This window comes from Phormidium yuhuli AB48 (genome assembly GCF_023983615.1).
GTDB lineage: Bacteria > Cyanobacteriota > Cyanobacteriia > Cyanobacteriales > Geitlerinemataceae > Sodalinema > Sodalinema yuhuli.
This window is the reverse complement of record NZ_CP098611.1, coordinates 3,423,140-3,446,277: the sequence shown is the minus strand read 5'-3', so window position 1 is coordinate 3,446,277 and position 23,138 is coordinate 3,423,140. Positions and strand designations below refer to the sequence as shown.

Annotated in this window: 19 protein-coding genes; 8 read left to right on the top strand and 11 right to left on the bottom strand. The window is 53.3% G+C overall.

Annotation, left to right across the window (positions count from 1 at the left end; translation table 11 throughout):
• Positions 1-3: 3 nt before the first annotated feature.
• From NEA10_RS14780 to NEA10_RS14735, 10 genes are all read right to left on the bottom strand, one after another.
• The gene (locus NEA10_RS14780; protein WP_252661826.1) at positions 4-924 is read right to left on the bottom strand and encodes a S1 family peptidase; all 921 of its coding nucleotides are present in this window, start codon (positions 922-924) and stop codon (positions 4-6) included.
• On the bottom strand, positions 918-1,409 hold the full coding sequence (locus tag NEA10_RS14775) for a hypothetical protein (RefSeq protein ID WP_252661823.1): 492 nt from the start codon (positions 1,407-1,409) through the stop codon (positions 918-920). The genes NEA10_RS14780 and NEA10_RS14775 overlap by 7 nt, the downstream gene beginning before the upstream one ends.
• A 111-nt stretch (positions 1,410-1,520) precedes the next feature.
• On the bottom strand, positions 1,521-3,806 hold the full coding sequence (locus NEA10_RS14770) for a trypsin-like peptidase domain-containing protein (RefSeq protein ID WP_252661821.1): 2,286 nt from the start codon (positions 3,804-3,806) through the stop codon (positions 1,521-1,523).
• Between the two features lie 196 nt (positions 3,807-4,002).
• Positions 4,003-4,524 (bottom strand): COP23 domain-containing protein, encoded by a 522-nt coding sequence (locus tag NEA10_RS14765; protein WP_252661819.1) that lies wholly within the window; start codon positions 4,522-4,524, stop codon positions 4,003-4,005.
• Positions 4,525-4,767: 243 nt separating this feature from the next.
• The gene (gene mgsA, locus NEA10_RS14760) at positions 4,768-6,039 is read right to left on the bottom strand and encodes a methylglyoxal synthase (RefSeq protein WP_252661817.1); all 1,272 of its coding nucleotides are present in this window, start codon (positions 6,037-6,039) and stop codon (positions 4,768-4,770) included.
• Between the two features lie 133 nt (positions 6,040-6,172).
• The gene (locus tag NEA10_RS14755) at positions 6,173-8,722 is read right to left on the bottom strand and encodes a glycogen/starch/alpha-glucan phosphorylase (protein ID WP_252661815.1); all 2,550 of its coding nucleotides are present in this window, start codon (positions 8,720-8,722) and stop codon (positions 6,173-6,175) included.
• A gap of 151 nt (positions 8,723-8,873) precedes the next feature.
• Positions 8,874-9,710 (bottom strand): cation diffusion facilitator family transporter, encoded by an 837-nt coding sequence (locus tag NEA10_RS14750; RefSeq protein WP_252661813.1) that lies wholly within the window; start codon positions 9,708-9,710, stop codon positions 8,874-8,876.
• Between the two features lie 94 nt (positions 9,711-9,804).
• A complete protein-coding gene (gene rimM, locus NEA10_RS14745) occupies positions 9,805-10,425 on the bottom strand; it encodes a ribosome maturation factor RimM (protein ID WP_252661811.1) in 621 nt (206 codons plus the stop codon).
• Positions 10,426-10,517: 92 nt separating this feature from the next.
• Complete coding sequence (locus tag NEA10_RS14740; protein WP_252661802.1) at positions 10,518-11,807, bottom strand: MlaD family protein; 1,290 nt, start codon at positions 11,805-11,807, stop codon at positions 10,518-10,520.
• Positions 11,808-11,848: 41 nt separating this feature from the next.
• The gene (locus tag NEA10_RS14735) at positions 11,849-12,673 is read right to left on the bottom strand and encodes an ABC transporter ATP-binding protein (protein ID WP_252665369.1); all 825 of its coding nucleotides are present in this window, start codon (positions 12,671-12,673) and stop codon (positions 11,849-11,851) included.
• A gap of 96 nt (positions 12,674-12,769) precedes the next feature.
• Between NEA10_RS14735 and NEA10_RS14730 the strand changes: the two genes are divergently transcribed.
• The 3 genes from NEA10_RS14730 (at position 12,770) to NEA10_RS14720 (ending at position 15,935) form a co-directional block, all read left to right on the top strand.
• Positions 12,770-14,119, top strand: coding sequence for a gluconeogenesis factor YvcK family protein (locus tag NEA10_RS14730; protein WP_252661793.1), 1,350 nt, complete (start codon positions 12,770-12,772; stop codon positions 14,117-14,119).
• A gap of 98 nt (positions 14,120-14,217) precedes the next feature.
• Positions 14,218-15,441: a Coenzyme F420 hydrogenase/dehydrogenase, beta subunit C-terminal domain gene (locus NEA10_RS14725; RefSeq protein ID WP_252661791.1), complete on the top strand. Its 1,224-nt coding sequence runs from the start codon at positions 14,218-14,220 to the stop codon at positions 15,439-15,441.
• A gap of 107 nt (positions 15,442-15,548) precedes the next feature.
• The gene (locus NEA10_RS14720; RefSeq protein WP_252661784.1) at positions 15,549-15,935 is read left to right on the top strand and encodes a histidine kinase; all 387 of its coding nucleotides are present in this window, start codon (positions 15,549-15,551) and stop codon (positions 15,933-15,935) included.
• A gap of 76 nt (positions 15,936-16,011) precedes the next feature.
• Here NEA10_RS14720 and NEA10_RS14715 read toward each other — a convergent pair whose 3' ends face one another.
• The gene (locus NEA10_RS14715; protein WP_252661782.1) at positions 16,012-17,496 is read right to left on the bottom strand and encodes a DEAD/DEAH box helicase; all 1,485 of its coding nucleotides are present in this window, start codon (positions 17,494-17,496) and stop codon (positions 16,012-16,014) included.
• 534 nt (positions 17,497-18,030) lie between these two features.
• On the opposite strand from NEA10_RS14715, the gene NEA10_RS14710 reads away from it, so the two are divergent.
• The 5 genes from NEA10_RS14710 (at position 18,031) to dprA (ending at position 23,101) form a co-directional block, all read left to right on the top strand.
• Positions 18,031-19,617, top strand: a complete 1,587-nt coding sequence (locus NEA10_RS14710) for a glucose-6-phosphate isomerase (RefSeq protein WP_252661780.1) — start codon at positions 18,031-18,033, stop codon at positions 19,615-19,617.
• 8 nt (positions 19,618-19,625) lie between these two features.
• A complete protein-coding gene (locus tag NEA10_RS14705; RefSeq protein WP_252661778.1) occupies positions 19,626-20,258 on the top strand; it encodes a response regulator transcription factor in 633 nt (210 codons plus the stop codon).
• A gap of 219 nt (positions 20,259-20,477) precedes the next feature.
• Positions 20,478-21,185 carry a TrmH family RNA methyltransferase gene (locus NEA10_RS14700; RefSeq protein ID WP_252661776.1) on the top strand — a complete coding sequence of 236 codons (708 nt, stop codon included), beginning with the start codon at positions 20,478-20,480 and terminating at the stop codon, positions 21,183-21,185.
• A 39-nt stretch (positions 21,186-21,224) separates the two neighbouring features.
• Entirely contained in the window at positions 21,225-21,899 is a 675-nt protein-coding gene (locus tag NEA10_RS14695; protein ID WP_252661774.1) for a DUF2301 domain-containing membrane protein, read from the top strand.
• 38 nt (positions 21,900-21,937) lie between these two features.
• On the top strand, positions 21,938-23,101 hold the full coding sequence (dprA, locus tag NEA10_RS14690) for a DNA-processing protein DprA (protein WP_252661772.1): 1,164 nt from the start codon (positions 21,938-21,940) through the stop codon (positions 23,099-23,101).
• Positions 23,102-23,138 lie beyond the last annotated feature (37 nt).

Genomic DNA, 23,138 nt, shown 5'->3' with positions numbered 1-23,138 from the left:
CCCTTAAGGGAGGGATGAAGATGACTCGGAGGAAACCGGTTCACTAGAATCTTGTTCAACCTGGGAATTGGGAACTCGATGTTCGCTAGCCAGGGTCGGCAGAAGTTGTAAGACCGTTTCGATGGGAATGGCCCAACTAGAGCCTTCAATTAAAGACTGTAGCTCCGCTTCCGTCTCAGTTCCGTCCTGGTAGACATAAGGATTGCCCCAAAGGGGGTCTGCATGGATCCCATTGATGGCGATGAGTTCTCCAGCACGGTTGAGGACCGGTCCACCACTCATGCCCTTTTCGATCGCGTTGGTATAACCGAGTTGGTAACCTTCTTCCAGGGGGCGCTCCAGTTGTAGGGAAATTTCCCCTTGGGTGAATTTAAAACCATCGTTAAAGACATCTGTTCCTAAGGACTCAACCCGGTCTTCTTGTTCTAGAGGAAACCCAGCAGCGAAGGTTACAGTTCCCTGGGGCAAATTGACAGACTCTCCTAGTTGTGCGATCGAGTGATCATTGGAACTGTTAAACTCCAATAACGCCAAATCATAAGCGTCTAAAGCCGGTTCGTGGAGCTCCCGTGCCCGATAGATCTGACCGTTGGACGTTTCAATCTCATGCTCATGCTCCTCTCCATTGAGAACATGGCGATTGGTGATAACGATATAGGTCGATTCATTACGAGCTAACAGAACCCCCGTTCCCCAACCCGACCTAGCCATCACTCGCACCGATATCCCACGTGCTTCTTCATAGAGGTGTGAGAGAATCACCTCGGGCAAAATCGGTTCGGGTTCTAGCAGGGCTGGCCAAGTCTCATACAGGTTAGGTTTAAGGGGTTGATACCGGTTTTGAGCGTCAGTCATTGTTCCTGCAACAACGATTCCCCCTGAAAATAGGGCGATCGCCACCTTGGTCAGAGTTGCTGTCACCATAAGGGTTCAACGGTTCGAGGAATTGGTCGTCCAAAGCGACGAAACACCCGTGACGGCCTGGGTAATGACCCATCAACCCTTTCCACTGGTAGATCTGGCGAATCAACCTCTAAAAGGGTTTCCCGGCTCCCATCCTGGGGAAATCCCTGGATAACGGGTAAATTCAAATAGGGGTTTGTTTCTGGAACCTGAAGCGTCACAAATAATTCCATTCCCTCAACCGCCTGCTGAGAACCATCGGGAAAAGGCAAAATCACAACACAATAGCCTCCTTGAGGTGAGGACTGCGCACCCGTCTCGGGAAAACAAAATAGGGGGTGTCCATCAAATTGTCCCACCATCATAGGTTGAGACATCACAGGTGGAGAATGGGGCCGTTGGGGCAATAGGTCTTCAGGAATAACTTGAGCCGTTGCCGAAGTGGCCATTCCGACAACTAGACTGGGGGCTAAAGCCCATCCCAGCTTTTCTAAGTTAGAACACATGGTTAGCAGATCTCGAATGAATTTCCTAAAACTGGCTCATCCTAAACATTAGGATTGGACGTTGTAGCACCATCAGTCTTTGGCCGAAACGGCTCAGGGAGCCATAACCAGCTAAGGAACATTCCAAATTCTGACCAGTCCATCCTCTCCAGCACTAACCAGAGACCCATCAGCATTAAACCTAACAGATCGCACTGTTCTTAACGCCGGGACTCCGGACAGGACAACACCGCGAGAGTTGCCAGTTTCAGCATCCCAGAGGGCGATCGCCCCGTCCCCAGCACTATTAGTCTGCAATGCCACAGCCACGAGATTATTCGAGCCAAAGGCCAGCCCATGAGCCGCCCAACCCCCACGATTCTCATGGATTTCCGCTCCAGTTTGCACATCCCAGATTTTGGTGACCGCATCGAAGTCACAACTCGCGAGACGATCGCCAGTTTCATCAAATGCAATCGAGAAGATCGTTTGACTATGACCCGTTAACGTTTGCAACGCCTCGCCACTGGAGAGATCCCAAATTTTGACCGTGCGATCTGACCCACTACTGGCTAACCAACGGCCATTGGGATGAATAGCGAGACTGGTGGTTCCCCTCAAATGTCCGCCTAAGCTCGTTCGCATTTCCCCCGTGCGACTATCCCACAACTCAATCGAGCCATTGCGACGACCGACCATAATACTTTGTCCGGTGCGACTAAAGGCTACCGCCAAAGCCGATTGACTGTTGCCGTCCTGTCTCAACGTGCGGATCAGATTTCGAGAGCCAACATTCCACAACCGTGCCGTTCCATCACTACTGGCACTGGCCAGAAAGGAACTATCAGCACTAAAATCCAAATCGTTGACCCGTTGGCTATGTTCCGTAAAGCGAGTCACTAAATTTCCCTCACGGTCCCATACATAAACCGTCCCGTCCTCGCCTCCGCCAGCGATCCAAGCCCCATTCGGACTCACGGCTAGAGAATGAATCGATTCCCCAGCCTCCAGGGTTTGCTCAAGAGGGAAATTCGCTTCCGGTAAATGGCTAATACTCCGACTCGGTCCCGTTGCCGGCGTTGGGGCGGCCGCCTGGCGATCGCTCGCTGGGGGGGTAGCTGGACGGTTATCACGGTCTCTTGGCGAAGGCTCACTCCCCAGATTCGGTTCAGGGAGACTCGCCGGCATCCGCTCGGTACGAGGATTTCCTTCCAAGAGCGCCACCTGATAGCCTGAGGGAGAAAAGCTTGCCATCAAGGACTCTCCCTGACGTTGATCCGCCGCCGCCGCATCCAGTTCCCCCACCAAATATCGCACCTCACTGCGACGGAAATGAGCAAAGGGGTTATCCGGCGCCAGTTCAATGCCCCGGGCAGCATCAAGGTTCGCATCCCGATACTCCCTCAATTCCGCTCGACTGACCGCCCGTAACCCATGGGCCTCAGCAAAGTCACTCCGTAGCTCAATTGCACGAGTATAATCCTCAATGGCACGACTATGATTGCCCTGTAAGGCGTAACTCGCCCCCCGAACCAGATACGCCACTGAAAAGCTCGAATCATTGCTAATCGCTGAACTCGCATCAGAGATGGCATCCCGTAAGTTTCCCTGAGCAAAATGAGCATAGGCTCGCCCGGTTAGAGCTTCTACCGAGTTCGGGTTAAAAAATAGCCCCTGATTAAAGTCGGCGATCGCCCCAACATAATCTCGTTGTCTTAACTTTTCTCGTCCCCGTTCCGCAATCCGACTCGCGGAACCCTGAATAAACTCTCGAATGGGAATTCCCCAGTTAATCCCCTCTTTCAGGCGATACTCCTGCCCATCTAGTCTGAAGGTTTGTCCTTCACCGGCTCCGTGCATTCCAATCAGCCGACCATTATCATCCAAGATGGGGCCCCCGCTCATGCCCTGACTGGTTATATTACTGTAACCGAGTTCATAGCCCTGGGCTTGAGGGTCAATCGAGGAAATTTGCCCCACGGTGAAATCAAACCTTGCACCCCGCTCCGTCGGACGCCAGCCAGCCACATAAACTGTGGTTCCCAAACGCACTGAAGTCGTTTCGATATCTGCCGTTTGATAGCGCCTCGAACTATTAAACGACAACATCGCCATATCCAAATCCCCCAGTCGCACAGCATCCGTGAGGTTAAAAGGATGCTTTTCCCCGTCAGGGGTGACAATTTCAAAACGATTTCCTGCTCCCAACACATGTTGAGCCGTTAGAACATAATAGGTATTACCCTGTCGATTGATAATGACCCCAGACCCCTCAGCTTGCCCATTGACCTCAATCCGGACAGTCACTCTCTCAGCGGTTTCAGCCACACGAACCGCATTAGCCTGGGCAACGGAGGGCATCACACAAACAAGGGCACTCGCTCCCAGCACACCAGGAATCCATTGATTAGAAAACATAAATTCTGCCGTCAGCACATAATAACCGTCATCGTTAACCTATCCTAAACCCCTCCCACCATTGCTTCAGCGGCGGGGGGCGACCGGAAACGGGGTCATGTCCCAGAGGAACAGAACCCCAATCCCAATCTTAAGGATGAGAACCCAAGGCTCAAACATCCTTCAACTCAGAGTTTCTTCGAGTGACGTGATTTAACTAGAATGAATAATCAGCCGGCTCAGCTTCACGGATCAGCATCTCCAAATCGATCGACAGCCCTCCATTGACACTTTCATACATGGCTGACGAGGCCCGGTTACGAACATTGGTTAAATCAGCTAAGGCCTGACTCGGATCCGTTCCCAGCTTGAGGGTAAATAGCAAGTTACCGCAACTGCCACCATTTCCACTGGTACAAACCACAGGCATTCCATTCATATAGCCACCTTGAAGGCGATTCAGGGAACCATCACGGTAGTATGCTTCAAACCGTTCAGACACCATTTGACAACGGACCTGCGGGCTATACCCAGATGCTTCAAAATAGTTAGATTCCCAAACAATCACGGGAACCTGACTGCCATTACTCGTATGAGCGACCGTTGCCGGCATCCCATTACTTGTGCCGCAAGAGAAGCGGTTAGAGGTTTGAGCCTGACTGGGGAACTGACTAACGAGCAGACCGCCCAAGGTGATCGAGGCGGCTGAGACTAACGTTGCAAACGACTTGGCTTTCATGAGATTTACCTTGCTTCAAAAGGTTTTAGTTAGTTATCATCCACATTCGTCTAGCCAACTGAAAATTTTCCTGGCCGCGTCCTCTGGGTCATCACGCTTCCGACGAATTCACTCTCCCGATAGATGTAAAAATCTAAGGGTTTATTCAACTAAGTACGATTGTATCCCATATTAGCTGCCCAAGCTCGCCAATCTGTCAACAGATTCCTCGGGGAATGTCATGAAACTTGTACAATTCCCCCCTCAATCCTTGAGTGACAAGGGCGCAATCACCGTCAACGCCTTGGGCAGACATTCCACTTCAACGGGAGTCGTTTCTACCACATCCCCATCAATGACAATGTTCTTCGCCGGTTCTGCCGTCACTCGTATCTTAGCCGCCCGTAAACAGATGATGTCGTCTCGTTGGGTTTCCGTTTTCAAAATTGCCGCTCCCACCATGCTCGTGAGGGCGTTAAGTGCCTGTAAGCGGTTTTCTGTCGTGCCGATGGTAACCTCCAACAGCCCATCATCAGGAATGGTCTCGCCAAACCCTTGGGCTAGAATCGAGGTTGGGGGGGCGAGATTGGCGATAGTAATGGCATCGGCACGAAACTGACGAACTTCCCCGTCAATCTCAATTTCGGCATCAAACTGCTCCCCCTGATGGAACCGCTGCACCCCTCCCCAGAAATAGGCTAACACTCCCCAACGGTCTTTCTTCTCCCGGTCTGCCCATTCCACTACATCTGCCTCAAAACCAATTCCCGCCAGCAGAATCATTACGCGCTCATTGCAACGGGCGGCATCCACGATTCGTGTGGTTCCAGAAAGCAGCAAATCACAGGCCCCGGCAATGTTCTGAGGAATCCCGAGGGCACTGGCGAAGGCATTGGCAGTTCCCCGGGGAATGACTCCAAGGGGAATGTCTCGATGTAAGAGGGCATCAGCCACGGTGGAGACTGTTCCATCTCCTCCCGAGGCGATAACGAGATCAGTCTCAGAGGAGATCGCCTTTTCCACCAAGGCCCTCAAATCGGTTTCGGGTTCCGTAATCCAGACATTGAGATCCAAACGTCCCTGGAGTTTATCCCGAATCATCTTCAGTTCGCGATCGGGATTGCCCTGGCCAGAGGCGGGGTTGAAAATGAGATGGGCGACTCGGTGGGTGGCCAGTTCCCGAATCACAGCGGCAGCGGTGGCGAGGTTAGTGGCTAGGGGCACATTATGGACATTGCACACCCGCAATAGGGCCTGAATGTCCGGTTCATGGGGTTGGGCGTAGAGGGGATCGATGAGGAAAATGACGGCAATGACATCCCCAGTCACAACCCGGGCGGCAATTTGTGTGTCCCCACCCACTGCTCCTGATTCCATCCGTTCAATGGTTAAGTCAGTGGCATTCTCGATCTGTTGTCCGGTGGTTCCTGTGGCGATGAGATGATAGCGACTCAGAATTGAGGAATAGTCTTTGGCGAAACTGACTAGGTGGTCTTTTTTCGCGTCGTGGGCGATGAGGGCTAGGGTGGTGGGCATGGGGAGCAGGGAATAGGGAATAGGGAATAGGGAACAGGCAACAGGCAACAGGCAACAGGCAATAGGGGAGAGACTTGGGTTAACATTCCAAGTCTCTCCCCTTGATATGAGTTTAATCCATTGTGGGAATGGATTAGCGCATTTTGACGGAACGTTTTAGGGTGGCTTCAGCTTGAGAGTATTCCTCTAACTCGATTTTGACGGGTTGAGCATCCCAAATCTCTTTGCAATACTCATTGATGGTGCGATCGCTGGAGAATTTACCCATGCGCGCTGAATTAAGAATTGCCATGCGTGTCCAGGAGTCGAGATCGCGATAGGCCTTACTCACCTCTTGCTGACAATCAATATAGGCTTGATAGTCCGCCAGCAACATGAAGGGATCGCTATAGAGCAGGTTATCCACAATCGGCTTGAAGCGATCGCGATCGCCCGGCGAGAAGTCCCCATTGGCAATGCGATCAATCGCCGCCCGCAGTTCAGGATTATTCTCATAGTAAGACCGAGGATTATACCCCTTAGCCTTCAAGTCCTGAACCTCTTGGGCCGTCAAACCAAAGAGGAAGAAGTTTTCTGGCCCGGCCTCTTCACGAATCTCGATATTCGCCCCATCCAGAGTCCCAATCGTCAACGCCCCATTCATGGCAAACTTCATATTGCCCGTTCCCGAAGCCTCTTTACCCGCCGTTGAAATCTGTTCCGACAAATCGGCGGCCGGGTAAATTCGTTCCCCAAGAGAGACGTTGAAGTTGGGCACGAACACCACTTTCAAGCGGCCCCGAACATCGGGGTCTTTGTTCACCACTTCACCCACAGCGTTGATGAGTTTAATAATCAACTTAGCCATGATGTATCCCGGTGCTGCTTTACCCCCAAAGATAAAGGTCCGAGGCACAATGTCGGTATCAGGATTACGCTTGATGCGGTTGTAGAGAGTGATGATGTGCAAGGCGGCTAAATGTTGCCGTTTGTACTCATGAATCCGCTTCACTTGGACATCAAACAGGGAATCTGGATTGACGTCAATGCCCCGCTTCGCCTTGATATAGGTGGCCAAATCTTGTTTATTTTGCCGCTTAATCTCCTGCCATTGTTTGCGGAAAGTTTGGTCTTCCAGGCAGTTCTCAATTCCACGGAGTTGGTCTAAATTTTTCAGCCAACCGTCACCAATTTTCTCAGTAATCAGCTCCGACAGTTTAGGATTACTCAGCAACATCCAGCGGCGGGGGGTTACCCCATTGGTTTTGTTGAAGAATTTTTCCGGCCAGAGACGGGCAAAGTCTCGCAAGGTCTGACTTTTGAGCAGTTCCGTATGCAAGGCGGCCACCCCGTTAATGGCATGAGCTCCGACGCAGGCCAAATGGGCCATACGCACCTGTTTTTCCGGGCCTTCTTCGATAATCGATAAACGCCCCGCCAGTTCATCGTCACCGGGGAACCAAGTCCGCACATCTTCAAGGAAGCGGAAGTTGATTTCATAAATCAGTTCTAGGTGACGGGGGAGGAGACGTTTGAAGAGTTTAACTGACCACCGTTCCAGAGCTTCGGGGAGTAGGGTGTGGTTGGTGTAGCAGAGGGTTTTCTCGCTAATACTCCAGGCGGTGTCCCAATCCAGGTTATGTTCATCGAGGAACAGTCGCATCAGTTCCGCCACGGCGATCGCCGGGTGGGTATCATTGAGTTGAATCGCTACCCGTTCGTGGAAGTTCTCTAAGGAACGGTTGGTTCGCAGATGCAGCCGGATTAAGTCTTGTAACGATGCCGAGACAAAGAAGTATTGTTGTGCTAGGCGCAGTTCCCGTCCTTGGGGGGTGTTGTCGTTGGGATAGAGAACTTTGGAGATGGTTTCAGAGTTAATTTTTTCGGCCACAGCCCGGTCATAGTTCCCGGCGTTGAAGGCGTCGAAGTTAAAGGCTTCACTGGCTTCTGCTTTCCAGAGTCGCAGGGGGTTCACGGTGTTAGTTTGGTAGCCGGGAACCGGGGTATCGTGGGGGATAGCGATGACTGTGCGATCAGGAATCCAACACCAACGAGATTGACCGTTGCTGTCGTGGAACATTTCCGTATGGCCGCCGAGTTTCACTTCTACCGTGTCCTCAGGCCGGGCAATTTCCCAGGGATTGCCGAATCGCAGCCAGTTATCGGGAATTTCTACTTGCCAGCCTTCTTGAATAATTTGGTGGAAGATGCCAAATTCATAGCGAATCCCGTAGCCGATGGCGGGAATTTCTAGGGTCGCCAGAGAATCGAGGAAGCAGGCGGCTAGTCGGCCTAGGCCTCCATTGCCCAAACCGGGATCTTCTTCTTGTTCGAGGAGTTCTTCTAGGCTGAGTCCCGATTCTTCGATGATGGTCTGAATCTTCTCAAACAGGCCCAGGTTAACCAGGTTGTTGCCTAAATGCCGTCCCATGAGGAACTCAGCAGAAAGATAACAAACGACCTTGACGTTTTCTTCGCGATAGGTGCGAATGGTTTTGATGAAGCGATGGAGCAGGCGATCGCGCACCACATAGGCTAGGGCGCGATAGTAGTCATTCAGGGTAGCGATGGACTGGTCTTTGCCCTGAAGGTAGAAGAGTTGGTCCGCAAAGGCCCGTTTCAGAGTCTCCTCACTCATACCGGTGCGGTCATCTTCAACCTTAATCGGCGTGTTGTCTGGGTTGGGGGAAATAACGTTAGTCATAGGTTCCGTTTGGCAGGATGTCTGGGGCTTTTCGTGAGCTGTACTCGTTGGTTAACAGGAGGCGGGCAAGGCTTAGCTCAAAACTTAGCTCAAAACAACGATACCCACTCACTGCACCAATAACACAACTTCGACACCCATAACGGAATCATCAACGGATTTTGACATTTCGCCGCCGACTCAAGGGACCGATGGGGCCTTGTTGCGGTTGTGGTTTGAGATATTGGCAGGAGTAGGAATTTGAGGGGGTCACAGGCGATCGCCGAGGTTGGGGTGATGTTGAGTCCAGCTTACGGATGAGAGCCGCCTGGCCTAGTTCTAACAAACCTGACGGGTCTTGTACAGCCTTGACGGGAGCCCGCCACTGTGCAATGGCTTTAAGTAACAGGGGAATGGCGCTGATGGTGATAAAGCCAGCGATCGCCACGCCAATGGCGGTATCAACCCAATGCCAGCCCCAGAGATACGCCACCAGAGCCGCCACAATCACCCCCACAGACCCCATGGCATCGGCCACAGCATGGAGAAAAGCCCCTTCCAGGTTTAAATTACTCTGACTCCCTTGATGGAGGAGTTTGGCGCTGCTGGCATTGATGAGGAGACCCAACAGTGCTACCCCCAACACGGGTAAACTCAAGAGTTCTTCCGGAGGATGATTCAGATGGCGTAACGCTTCCCAGAGGACCAACCCCGCCATTACCAATAAGGAAAGACCATTGACAATAGCAACCCCACTGTCCCGCCGTCCCCCCGGATGGCCCAGCCGCACCCGCCAGGTGGCCCATAAGGCTAGGCTAAGGGCGATCGCATCGGTCAACATATGTCCCGAGTCCGCCAGCAGGGAGAGGCTATGGCTAAACTGTCCCGTGAGCCATTCCACCACCGAGAACCCCAACACCAGGGCGATCGCCACTTGCAAGGTTTCCAGGGAGGTTCCCGAGTCAATGGGGGTACAACAGGGACAGGGACGAGGGCTAAATTGTCTCATAGCTTAGCGTTGGTTAAATCAACAAGGGGGCGATAGTCTGGGTGACGGTCGCGATTGGGCCTCGGTTCCTCTGGGGAGACGCAGACCGGCAGTTCTAGTTGATGATATCTAGTAATCCCGGAGGGGGATCAAGTTCCAGGCGCTGCTGCTCCAAGTCCACCACCGGCACGATCGCCTCGACGAAGGGGACTAACACCGTCGGCGCTGAGGGAGGTTTCTGCCGTTTTTTCTTGGATTTAGTCTTGACGGATTCTTGTTTTTGTGGTACGAGCGCCGCATCTAACTCCACTTGTAACAAATCATTGCCCGCCGAGAACACATCCACCGTCACCCCAAGCCGTTGGCCCGTCTGGTGGTGGAATACCTCCAAGCCTAACAAATCCTGAACATGGAACTCTCCCGACTCCAAGGGGGGGCGATCGCCCTCAGGGACCAACAACACCGCCCCGCGCAACGCCTCCGCCGCCTCCCGCGTGCTGACACCCTCAAGTTCAATCACATAAAGACCCTTTCCGGGCAAATCTCGCCCCTTGAGCAGTTCAACCGGCTCAGGTTGGCCCTGGCCCTCACGTCGCAACCAGCGTTGTCCCGGTTCCAGGAAGCGTTCCGGGAAATCGGAATCGGGATAGACGCGCATGGCCCCGCGCACCCCTTGAGGCGCAACAATGCGACCAATTTCTAACCAAGCCTGTTCCTGGTGAGGTTCTGCCATCATAGCCACTATGGATTTAAGCCAGTATTGAGCAAACCTCAATCATAGCTGCTATTGAGATTCGAGTCCTCAAACTCCCCAGGTAGCTGAAGCAGCTATTTCTCTAATCGCTCTTGCTCCGCCCTCTCCAGTTGTTTGCGCTGTTCATCGAGAATCCCTAAGGCTTGAGCCAGTTGGGTATCCTGTTCTAGCTGATCCCTCAAAGACACCAAACCACTTAAACCATTAATCAACCGTCGCAGATTTTCCCGCAATTGGGGATCTCCCGTTAACTCATCCAAATCACCGGTAATCTTCTCCACATTCTCAAAGGTCGATCGCGCTGAGGAGAGAGTTTCCTGCAACAGTAACAGATTTGCCGGATCATTCACCGCCTCAGAGACATCCCGGAGATTCTGCGAGGCCACCGCCGCATTTTCCGATAACACCGTGGCATTATTCACCAACACCTCCAAATCAGCAATCAGATTGGCCTGTTCCAACTGGGACAAATTCTCATTCACCAGACTCAGGGTGCGATCGCTCTGCTGTAACAACGGCGTAATCCCACTAGCAGCCACACGTAACTCCAGACTCATGGCATTCAAATTATCCAGCGTCGTCACCAAACTGGTGCGATTATCCGCCACCAACTGATTCGCCGTCGCCGTCAAACGGTTCAACTCTACCGCCGTCTGATTAAAACTCTGGGCCGTGGTGCCAAAGTCCTCAGCCGTGCGGGTTAAAGTTTGGGTCGTTGCTAGAGCAGAATCCGAGAGAATCCCCAATTCTTCCTGAAAAAACACCGTCATTTCTGAGACATTACGGGCCAACCCGGCAATATCTTCACTCGCCTGAGCCGTATTTTCCAGCAGCAGTTGAACCGTCTCTATCAACTCGGGATCACTAAAGGATTCCGTAAACCGGGTTGAGGCGCGGGTGAGTTTCTCAAAACTGATCCCCACTCGCCCGAGAACGCGATCGCCATGACAGATAATCACCTGCGGATTGCAGTCTGAATCCCGAGGAACTGCCAAATCCCCCACTTGAGGCAGAGGCTGATCCGGGGCCAGGATATCAATCGTCGTCTCGCCAATAAAGCCAACCTGATTCGCTTCCACATAGGGCGGCCGGGGAATTTTGAGATCTCCCGAGAGAATCTCGATTTTCGCATCCACCCCATTAGTCCCCGGAACCACCTCGACCAAGCGCCCCACCCGCACGCCACGATAGCGAACTGGGGCCCCAGGCTGCATTCCCAACGCATCCTGAAACTCCACCACAAACTCATAGGTTTGTCGCCCCAAACTCACCCCTCTTAGCCAGAAGGAGAGAACTCCAAAGAGTCCCAAACCCAAAAGAATAAATAGGCCCAATGAGCCTTCTCGAAGCGTCCGCGATCGCATAGTGATTCCTCGTGACCTGCACCTATCCTCTCATTCTGCCATCACCCCGCCGCGCGAATGGGGCCCTCGATGCTACCGGTGCGAAATTGTCGAATCAAGGGGTGATCCGTGTGATCCAGTTCCCGAACAGTCCCTTCCCACTGTACTTTACCGCGATATAAAAAAATCACCCGATCCGTCGTGCGGCGAATGGTACTGTCTTGATGAGTGACCATGACATACGTACCACAGCTACAGTGTTTCTGACCCACATGGAGATCCCGAATCAAATCTTCAACCACCGTCGAGGCGATGGGATCAAGGCCCGCTGTGGGTTCATCATAGAGCAAAATCTCCGAGGAGTGGCTGGGATCTTCTGGATGAGCAATAATGGCCCGGGCAAAACTAACCCGTTTACGCATCCCCCCTGACAGTTGGGCCGGATAGAGGTCAGCACTTCCCCCAAGTCCCACCCGTTCCAAACTTTCCTCAACCAGCTTACGAATTTCTGAATGAGGCAATTTGGAATGTTGATACAGGGAAAAGCCGACATTTTCATCGACGGTGAGGGAGTCAAACAGGGCCGCCTGTTGAAAGACCATACCAATGCCGATCGGGTCTGGGTTATCCTCAATCAACCCTTGACGCAACTGGCCCTTGATATAAATTTCCCCCGAATCCGGTGGCAGCAGGCCAGCAATCAACCGTAGAATAGTTGACTTTCCCGTTCCCGACGGTCCGATAATCCCCAACGCATCCCCAGGGTAAATCGTTAAGTCCACCTGATCGAGGATCACGGTATTACCGAAGGACTTAGAGATCCCTTTGAGTTCAACGATCGGCTCTGGGGGACAATTGCGATCGCCGTTGTGATCCAAACGCGCCATGAATCCCGTGATGTCCCGCGACTGCTCTATCATGTTGCCATACTTAAGCGCCCGTTCACCTCAAGTTGCGATGATGCCTTGTTTATCCCGGCTGCTATGAAACACACAATCCGCGATCTCAAACGAGTCTCCCGAAGTCGAACCCCTTATCGTGCTAAACAATGGTTTAAGTGGCTCTCTCCGGGGCTGTCGTTAAAGCGATGGTTAGTGGTCAGCGCAACGGGGATGGTCTTGGCGTTATTGGGAATTGCCATCTGGACGAGGCTCACCCCCGTCTATTACCTCTTACAGTTTGTGGAAGTGGCCTTGACCACCATTGCCACCCGGATTCCCAACTATATCAGCGGTCCCCTGGTGGTTATTAGTGGCATTCTCTTACTGCTGTGGGGCCAGACTCGGACCATGGGATCGATTCATGATGCCCTGAAACCCGAAGATAATGGGGAGTTAATTGATGCCCTCATGGAACGGCGACGACTCCATCGCGGTCCCCATCTTGTGGCCTTGGGGGGAGGAACCGGGTTATCGACCCTGTTGCGGGGTCTGAAAACCTACAGTGCCAACATTACCGCCGTGGTGACCGTGGCCGATGATGGCGGCTCCTCGGGGCGTTTACGGCGAGAAATTGGTGTTTTGCCTCCCGGAGACATTCGCAACTGTTTAGCCGCCTTGGGGGACGAGGAAACCCTCTTAGCGGAGTTATTTCAATATCGCTTCCAAGCTGGAACGGGCCTGAGTGGCCATAGTTTTGGCAATCTATTTTTGGCGGCGATGGCCGATATTACAGGAGATTTAGAACAGGCGGTGGTGGCCAGTTCCCAAGTCTTGGCGGTGCGGGGGGAAGTCTTACCGGCGACCCTGACGGATGTCACCCTGTGGGCCGAGTTAGCTGATGGCCGTCGCATTCAAGGGGAGTCGAGTATTACGAAAGCTCGGGGTAAAATCATGCGGGTGGGTTGTCTGCCGGAAAATCCCCCTCCCCTACCTCGGGTAATTGAGGCCATTGCCCAGGCGGAGGTGATTGTGATTGGGCCAGGGAGTTTGTATACCAGTGTGATTCCCAATTTACTGGTTCCTGATATTGCCGAGGCGATCGCCCACTCGTCGGCCCAGCGGATTTATGTCTGTAACATCATGACAGAACCGGGAGAAACCGATGGCTATACCGTCTCTGACCATATCCTAGCGATCGACCGTGCCTGTGGCGATCGCCGTCTCTTCGATGCGGTCGTCGTCCAGAAAACTAAACCCTCGGCCCGGGCCCTGATTCGCTATGCCCAAAAACAATCCCACCCGGTAGACTTGGATTTAGATGTGGTGGAACGATTAGAGCGAGAGGTGATTTTGGCCAATATCATGAGTGAAGATCCCCAATCGGCCATGGTCCGTCATGATTCCCTGAAACTCGCTCGCACTCTGGCCCAGCAATTTTCCGGTAAACGTTGAGTTGGGTTCACCGTTGGGGGGAGGAAGGCTCCAGAGGTGCGGTATGGTGAGAAGAGACGGTTTCCTACGCAACGTTCAGATACGGATAAGACAGAATCATGACTGCGGTGAACTCCTCCACCCCCTCCTCCTCAAGCCGGCCCGCCCATTACAAAGCCAAAGGACTCAAGCCCGGTGGCCCTCGTCCCGCCAAAGCCCTTTGTAGTGAATGTGGTCTGTGTGACACGCATTACATCCATTATGTAAAAGAGGCCTGCGCTTTTATTAATCAGCAATTTGAAGCCCTTGAAGACCAAATTCATGGGCGATCGCGCCAGCTAGAGGACGAAGCGGAAACCTATTTCGGGGTTCACCAATCCATGACCGCCGCCCGCAAAAAAGACCCTATTGAGGGAGCACAATGGACGGGAATTGTCAGTAGTATTGCCTGTGAAATGTTAAACTCGGGCAAGGTTGAAGGGGTTGTGTGTGTGCAAAATTCTCCCGATGATCGCTTTCAACCCATGCCCATTATTGCCCGCACCCCAGATGAGGTGTTGGCGGCCCGAGTCAACAAACCCACCCTGTCCCCCAACCTCTCGGTTCTCGAACAGGTGGAACAATCGGGACTTAAGCGGCTGTTGGTGATTGGTGTTGGCTGTCAAATCCAAGCCCTGCGAGCGGTTCAGGATAAACTGGGCTTAGAAAAACTCTATGTTCTCGGGACGCCCTGCGTTGATAATGTGACTCGGGCCGGCTTACAGAAATTCCTCGAAACCACCAGTCGTTCCCCCGAAACGGTGGTGCATTATGAGTTTATGCAGGACTTTCGGGTCCATTTTAAACATGAGGATGGGTCTATCGAGAAAGTCCCCTTCTTTGGCTTAAATACCAAGGAACTTAAGGATGTCTTTGCCCCCTCCTGCATGAGTTGTTTTGATTATGTCAATGGCTTAGCGGATTTGGTGGTGGGCTACATGGGGGCCCCCTTCCGCTGGCAATGGATTCTGGTGCGCAATGACACCGGTCAGGAGATGTTAGATTTGGTGCAGTCCCAATTAGAGACTCAACCCGTCTCCTCCCGGGGCGATCGCCGTCAAGCGGTGCAACAGAGTATTCCCGCCTATGACAAGGGCGTGACCCTCCCCATGTGGGCGGCACAACTGATGGGAGTGGTGATTGAGCGTGTGGGACCGAAAGGGCTAGAATATGCGCGGTTTTCCATTGACTCTCACTTTACGCGCAATTATCTCTATGTCCAACGCAACTACCCTGACAAACTCAACGATCATGTCCCCGAGTTTGCCAAGCGGATTGTTGGACAGTATAAACTTCCTCACTGACACGAGACCTTAACCTACTCCTGTCACCCCCACTTTCCCGCAACAGACGATGGGCCGTCTCTCCCCAAACCATCGGGGACTTAACCACATTCAAGGAGCATTATCCTATGAGCATCACCTGCCATATCCTCATCGAGCATAACCCCGGACTTCTCTATGTCAGCCGTAACGGCGCTCCCGATAAAGTCCTCCCTAAACTGGAGCGATTTCTGCTGAAATTTTGGGACGAGCGAGAAACCGCCGGGGAACATCGCTACACCCCAGAATGCTTACTCGCTCAAGTGACCGTTCGGTTTGGCTTTGAAAGTTGTGAGGATGACTTCTCCAACTTACGCCTCGGACTCAACTATGATCCCGATGTGGAGTATCTCTATCGCATTGCCTTAGATAAAACGGTTACCGTCTGGACACCCAAACCGGGCTATCGGCAAAAACCACAACTGGGACTTGAGGCCTGTCAACAGATTAAAGAATTATCCTTTCAGGTGGTATAAGAAGCGTCTCAAGTATAGAAGGGCTGCTCATCCAAGTTTGAATGAACAGCCCTTATCTCAACCCCCTAAGCGGCCGTTAACGGCGATTGCTGCGGCGGGGGCGGTAGTTGTTGCGGCGTTTGCGGGGACTGCTCTTACGACGCTTGGAGCGGTGTAGGAGGTTTTCCACTTCCTGAACACTGAAACCGATGCGACTCGGCCCGCCAACCGGTTGCTGTTCAAGAAGCATCGACAGGGCCTTACAGGCAATCTGATTGATATCGACATCTTCTTCGAGCCGTTGTAGTAACTCAACCGCTTCTTCCTGAATATGTTGATGTTGCAGTTTCGAGGCCAATTCGACTTGATATTGTTTCTTGGCTTCGCCAATGGTGGGAACTTCCCCATAGACCATGGGAGACCCAGCAATGTGCATAATCCGGGTGAGTTTCTTGAACTCTAAGGGGGTGACGAGGGTAATAGCAGTGCCTTTGCGTCCAGCACGTCCTGTGCGACCAATACGGTGAACGTAGCTATCAGAGTCGAAGGGAATGTGATAGTTAAAAACGTGGGTAACGTCGTTAATATCCAAGCCTCGGGCCGCCACATCCGTTGCGATGAGGAGATCAATCCGTCCTCGCTTGAAACTTTCAATGGCTTCATTCCGTTGTCGCTGCTGCATATCCCCATGGAGGGAACTGGCCGCATACCCCCGCGAGACCAGGGTTGTGCAGAGCATATCGGTCTCTTTCTTAGTCCGACAGAAAATGAGGGCCTTATTAGGGGCTTCGGTATCAATTAGCCGTACCAGGGCTTCTTCCCGTTCCCGTTCTTCGAGCACGTAGTAACGCTGGGTAATATCCGTATTAACCGTTGAGTCTTTGGGAGTGACGTCAATGGAGAGGGGATCGGTGAGAATTTTTTTGGATAACTGGCGAATCGCCGAGGGAAGGGTGGCAGAAAAGAGGAGGGTTTGTCGCTCTTTCGGTAAATAGGTAAAGATTTCCTCAATATCATCCAGGAAGCCCATATCCAACATTTCATCGGCTTCATCGAGAATGACAATCGAGGGGGCAAAGTCCTTGAGGCGATTGGATTTGAGGTGGTCGAGGAGACGGCCCGGGGTCGCGGTCACGACTTGGGCGCCACGCCGGATGAGGGACACTTGGCGGTCAATGGACTGTCCACCATAGACGGCAACGGTGCGAATCCCGGCACAACGGCCGAGGCGATAGAGTTCGTCGCTAACTTGGGAGGCTAACTCACGGGTGGGGACAATGACTAAGACTTGCACCCCTTCACTACTGTCGCGGTGCACAGCGTTCATGGCCGGAAGGCCGAAGGCAGCGGTTTTACCGGTCCCTGTTTGAGCGCGGGCGATCGCATCTCGTCCCTGGAGAATCACGGGAATCGCTTGCTGCTGGATGGGGCTCGGGGCGCGGAACCCGGCTTCTTGGATGCCTTCTAGAATTTCTGGGCGTAGATCAAAGGCTTCAAAGGTAGCTGGGGTATCGTCGACAACAGACGGGGTATCGGTGTTGGTTTGGGGTTGAGAGGTTTGTTCGGAAGTTACAGATGTCATAAATGAAGTCATACGTTACTGGGTTACGTGTAGCGAGGGAGAGAACCGGTGATCGAGATGCTGAAGGGGTAAGGATGAAGACTCGGTGGTGGCCGGTGAACCGGTCAACAGGGGGGCGAGACTGAGGAGAACTGGCAATCACCCCGGTCTGTTGACGGTTGTAACTGTTGTTGGTTCATCATCTGAGTCCTAGCCTGCTAGAGGTAATCTCCGTCGCCAGTTGACTGATGGGCACTGTTGTGACCGATGACCTAGCACCGTGGTGATGTTGTTCTGTATGAGGGCGTTGTTCCCACACCGAATTCAGCGACTGAGCTGGTCATCTCGATCAGTACGCTTTGGGACCAACTATTGGGTCAGACGCACCGTCGGAGGTAACCACCGCTTCACTCTATGATAGTTGCAATTTCTACTTTTCTGTAAAGCTTTTTTCAACAATCCTTCAAAATGTCGTGATAGGCTGTTCTCAAACGCTTGCCAGTGGAGACTTGACTGGCTTGGGTTAACCGTATGGCTAGAGGTAAAACGCAACAGATGGACGCTGCCACGCTTTGGAAACGCTATCGGGATTGGCTCTATTATCACGAGGAGCTAGAGGTCTATGTTGATATCAGCCGTATGTCCGTTGAGCCGGACTTGATCGACCACCTTACCCCCCGCTTTGAGAAGGCTTTTCAAGATATGGCAAAGCTGGAACAGGGGGCGATCGCCAATCCTGATGAGGATCGCATGGTGGGCCATTATTGGCTGCGAGATCCAGATTTGGCTCCCACTCCTGAGATTCGTCAGGAGGTCATTGATACCTTAGCGAAAATTGAAGCCTTCGTGGGCCAGGTACATTCAGGGCAACTCCATCCCCCCGGGGGCGATCGCTTTACGGACATTCTCTCGGTGGGAATTGGCGGTTCGGCCCTCGGTCCCCAGTTTGTGGCCGATGCCCTAGCCCCCCTAGATGCCCCATTGGCGATTCACTTCATCGATAATAGCGACCCAGCCGGGATCGATCGCACCCTGGGCCAATTGGGCGATCGCCTCTCAACCACTCTAGTCTTCATCATCTCCAAATCGGGAGGAACCCCAGAAACCCGCAATGGCATGATTGAGGTGCAAGCGGCGTTTGCTCAAGCCGGACTCGACTTCAGCAAGCAAGCGGTAGCCATCACCGGCGTTGACAGTAAACTCGATCGCCAAGCCCAAAGCGAAGGCTGGCTCAGCCGCCTGCCCATGGCCGACTGGGTGGGAGGACGCACTTCAGAACTCTCCGCCGTCGGACTCCCCGCTGCGGCCCTACAAGGAATTGACATTCGCGCCATGTTAGCCGGGGCGAAAGCTATGGACGCGGCCACCCGAGTGGCTGACCTCAAAACCAACCCAGCGGCCCTATTAGCCCTAGCTTGGTATGCAGCGGGCAAGGGACAGGGGGAAAAGGATATGGTCATCCTCCCCTACAAAGACTCACTCCTGTTGTTTAGCCGCTATCTGCAACAGTTAGTCATGGAATCCCTCGGCAAAGAACGAGACCTCGATGGCAACATTGTCCATCAGGGGATTGCCGTGTATGGCAACAAAGGGTCAACGGACCAACATGCCTATGTGCAACAGTTGCGTGACGGGGTGCCGAACTTCTTTGCCACCTTTATTGAAGTGTTGCGCGATCGCCCCGGAGACTCCATCGAAATTGAACGCGGTGTCACCTGTGGCGATTATCTCTCCGGCTTCCTACAGGGAACCCGACAAGCCCTCTTTGACAATCAACGAGACTCCATCACCATCACCGTTCCCGAGGTGAGTCCCTATTACGTCGGCGTGTTGATTGCCCTCTACGAGCGAGCCGTGGGCCTCTATGCCTCCTTAGTGAATGTCAACGCCTATCACCAGCCAGGAGTCGAAGCGGGCAAAAAAGCCGCCGCCACAGTGTTGTCCTTACAGCAGAAGGCCATGGCCGTCCTCAAAGAGTCCAACAAACCCATGTCCCTAGAGGAGTTAGCCCTCGCCGCCGGTGCGCCCGATCAAGTCGAAACCCTCTATCGGATTTTGCGTCATCTCCATGCTAATGGCCGGGGAATTACCCTAGTGGGCAATTTAGGGCGGCCCTCCAGCCTCCAAGTGTCTGCCGTTTAAGTGCCCCTATGCCTCTGACGATTTTGGTGGTGGAGGATGACGTAGGCACTCGCCTCTCCATCACCGATTACCTGGAACTCTCCGGCTACTCAGCCATTCCTGCCGTCAACGGCCGGGAGGCCCTCAGCCTCATTGAACGACACCAACCCCATCTCTTAATTACTGACGCCATCATGCCAGAGATGGATGGCTACGAACTCGTGCGGAACGTTCGCCAACAGCCCAGCTTTCGCCTCCTGCCGGTCATTTTCCTCACGGCCCGCAACCAGACTCGGGATCGCATTCGCGGTTACCAAGCGGGCATTGATATCCATATGCCCAAACCCTTTGAGTTAGAGGAATTGGGGGCAGTGGTGCGCAATTTTCTCGATCGCTACACCATGATGAGTCACGCCTCCACCATCACTCCCCCAGCCCCCGTCCCCGAGCTACCGGATGTTACCCTTGACTTAACCGATCGCGAACAAGAAGTGCTGGAACTCCTGAGTCAAGGCTTATCCAACAATCAAATTGGCGATCGCCTCTATCTTAGTTCCCGCACCATCGAGAAGTATGTCAGCAATCTCCTACGGAAAACCGAGACAAATAACCGTTCGGAGTTAGTCCGGTTTGCGATCGAGCATCACTTATTGCAAGACTGAGAGGGAGAGGAGAACCACAGAGGCACAGAGGACACAGAGGCCGAGGAGGAGTGCTAGGGGCGAAAAATCCCCCCCCTCTTGCCTCTTGCCTCTTGCCTTTTGCCTTTTGCCTCTTGCCTCTTCCCCCCTCCTCTTCCTCTGTGTCCTCTGTGTCTCTGTGGTAACCCTCTTGCCTTTTGCCTCTTGCCTTTTGCCTCTTGCCTCTTGCCTCCCTCCCCCATGAACCTCCAAACCCAAAAAGACCTCATCGCCCATCTCAGCCAATATATGACCGAAGCCCGTGCCACTCGCATGGATCAAGTCTTGGCCCAGCGGACGCGGCGACTGGCGGTGGTGTTAGAGGGGATTCATAAACCCCATAATGCCAGTGCGGTGTTGCGCAGTTGCGATGGCTTCGGGGTGCAAGATGTCCATATTATTGAGCGAGATACGGAATTTGACCCCAATCAACAGGTGAGTTTGGGGGCCGATCGCTGGTTGAGTTTGCATCGCTATGATGACTATGGGGTGAATAATACCGCCATCTGCTTCGATCGCCTCAAGGAGCAAGGCTACACCCTTCTGGCCACCACACCCCACGAACCCACGGTGAACATCGATGAGGTTCCCATCAAGGGTAAAACGGCGATTCTCTTTGGATCAGAACGACGAGGCCTCTCTACCTATGCCCTTAGTCATGCCGATGTGCGGATCAAAATTCCCATGTATGGGTTTAGTGAGAGTTTCAACATCTCCGTCAGTGCGGCATTATGTTTATATGAACTCAGTAAACGCTTACGTCAGGGCAATCATCCCTGGCGGCTGAGCGAGCCGGAGCGGGTCGGCCTCAAGTTAGAATGGTTACGCCGCAGTATTCGTGCCTACGATCAGCTAGAAGCAGAGTTCCTGGCTTCCCTGGAGATACCCTCATCGTCCCCTCTAGGCTAAAGCCAGCCCCTTGATGTTATTCCTGAGGAGTGCTATTTGATGAATGATGTCTCAATTGACAGCCCAGTTTACTTTGGTCAGTTTGGGAGTTATCAGATTACAGCGGGCGATCGCCGTGAGGTCCGTATCTATCGCGCTGGCTTAGCCGTCGCCGCTGTGAGTTTTGCCCTAGGAACGGGGTTAATCCTCAGCGTTGGCCCCAGTGATTGGGTGTTACAAACCCTCACCGGACTCTATGGCCTGTTCGCCCTATCCCTAGGGGTGAGTTTATTAACCATTCATATCTATCTAGCCCCCCTGCATCGACTTCTACAGGCCTGTTGGCTGGTGGGGGTCGCATCCAGTGTGGATTTAATCCTCGCCAGTGAAGACTCCCTAGCCCTGACGGTCTATCAGCATCCTAGCAGTCTCTGGGGTCTGGGCTTTTTGTTTGTCGCCCTGACGGGAATTTATTTTAAGGAAGCGTTTTGTTTCAATCGCCTGGAAACGAAATTCCTAACTCCCCTGGTGCCGATTCTGCTGCTGGGCCATCTTAGCGGTTTGCTTCCCGAAGAAAGTAAGCCGGTGATGTTGGCCATGTGGGCCATCTTATTTCTCATCTTTAGCCTGCGTAAACTCCCCCAAGCCATTCCCGATGATATTGGCGATAAAAGTGTTTTTGAACATTTACGCAACCGCAACCGCCAAGCCAGTCCCTCGGAGACTGGCCTCTGAACCTGGCTAAGTGAACCGTGGAGGAAGGGTTTAGGGCTATGAATGGCGATCGCCCCTATTGGGTGGCTTGGAGTCAGATTAAACGCATTGGTTCGGTGTTGATGGGTCGCTTGAACCAGCAATTTGGCTCCCTCGAAGCCGCCTGGACTGCCTCGGAGGCGGGCCTATTAACTGTCGAAGGAATCGGCCCCCAACTGGCCGCCGATATCCTCAGACAGCGATCGCACCTCAACCCAGACCAACTCTACGCCAAGCATCTCGAAGCCAACCCCCAATTCTGGACCCTCTGCGACCCAGAATATCCCCGACTCCTGCGAGAAATTCACGCCCCGCCGCCGCTACTCTACTATCGAGGCATCCCCGATGTAGCAGAAATGGAGGGAAACGCCCCCACCATCGCCATTGTCGGAACCCGTCGCCCCAGTCCCTACGGTCTCAAATGGACGCGCCGCCTCACCCATCGCCTCAGCCAAGAAGGATTTACCATTGTCTCAGGTCTAGCCGCAGGCATTGACACCGAGGCCCACCGCACCTGTCTAAGCCTCTCCGGCCGCACCGTAGCCGTCGTCGGAACGGGAGTTGATGTGGTCTATCCCCGTCGCAATCAGAGTCTTTACGACGAGATTATTGAAACAGGCTTAGTGGTGAGCGAATATCCCGCCGGAACCCCACCGGATCGCCTGCAATTTCCCCAACGCAACCGCATCATCGCCGGATTAAGTCGCGCCACCCTGGTCACCGAAGCCCCGCAAAAATCCGGGGCCCTCATCACCGCCTATCTAGCCAACGAGTTTTGCCGCGATGTCTATGCCCTTCCCGGTTCCCTCGACAACCCCAACTCCCGAGGCTGTCTCGGTCTCATCACCCGAGGGGCCCAACTGGTCATGGACGAAGACAATCTGATTCAGACCCTCCAAGAAATGCCCAGCCTCACCAGCCCCAAGCCTCGCCTCAAACCAGAACCCACACCACAAAAAACAGAATCTGTCAACCCCTCCCCAGAGCCAACAGCCCCCCCACCCGTGGACGTTCCGGCCCATCTAGCCCAAGTCTTCGCCGCCGTCGGCCCAGAAGCCACCGCCTTCGATATCATCGTCGAAAAATCCGCCACCGAAGCCGCCGCTGTCTCCAGTGCCCTCTTACAGTTAGAATTGATGGGGCTAATCTCCGCCCTCCCCGGCCTACGCTACCAACGAAGTTAACCCCTCCCCATTCTCCGTGTCCTCTGTGACTCTGTGG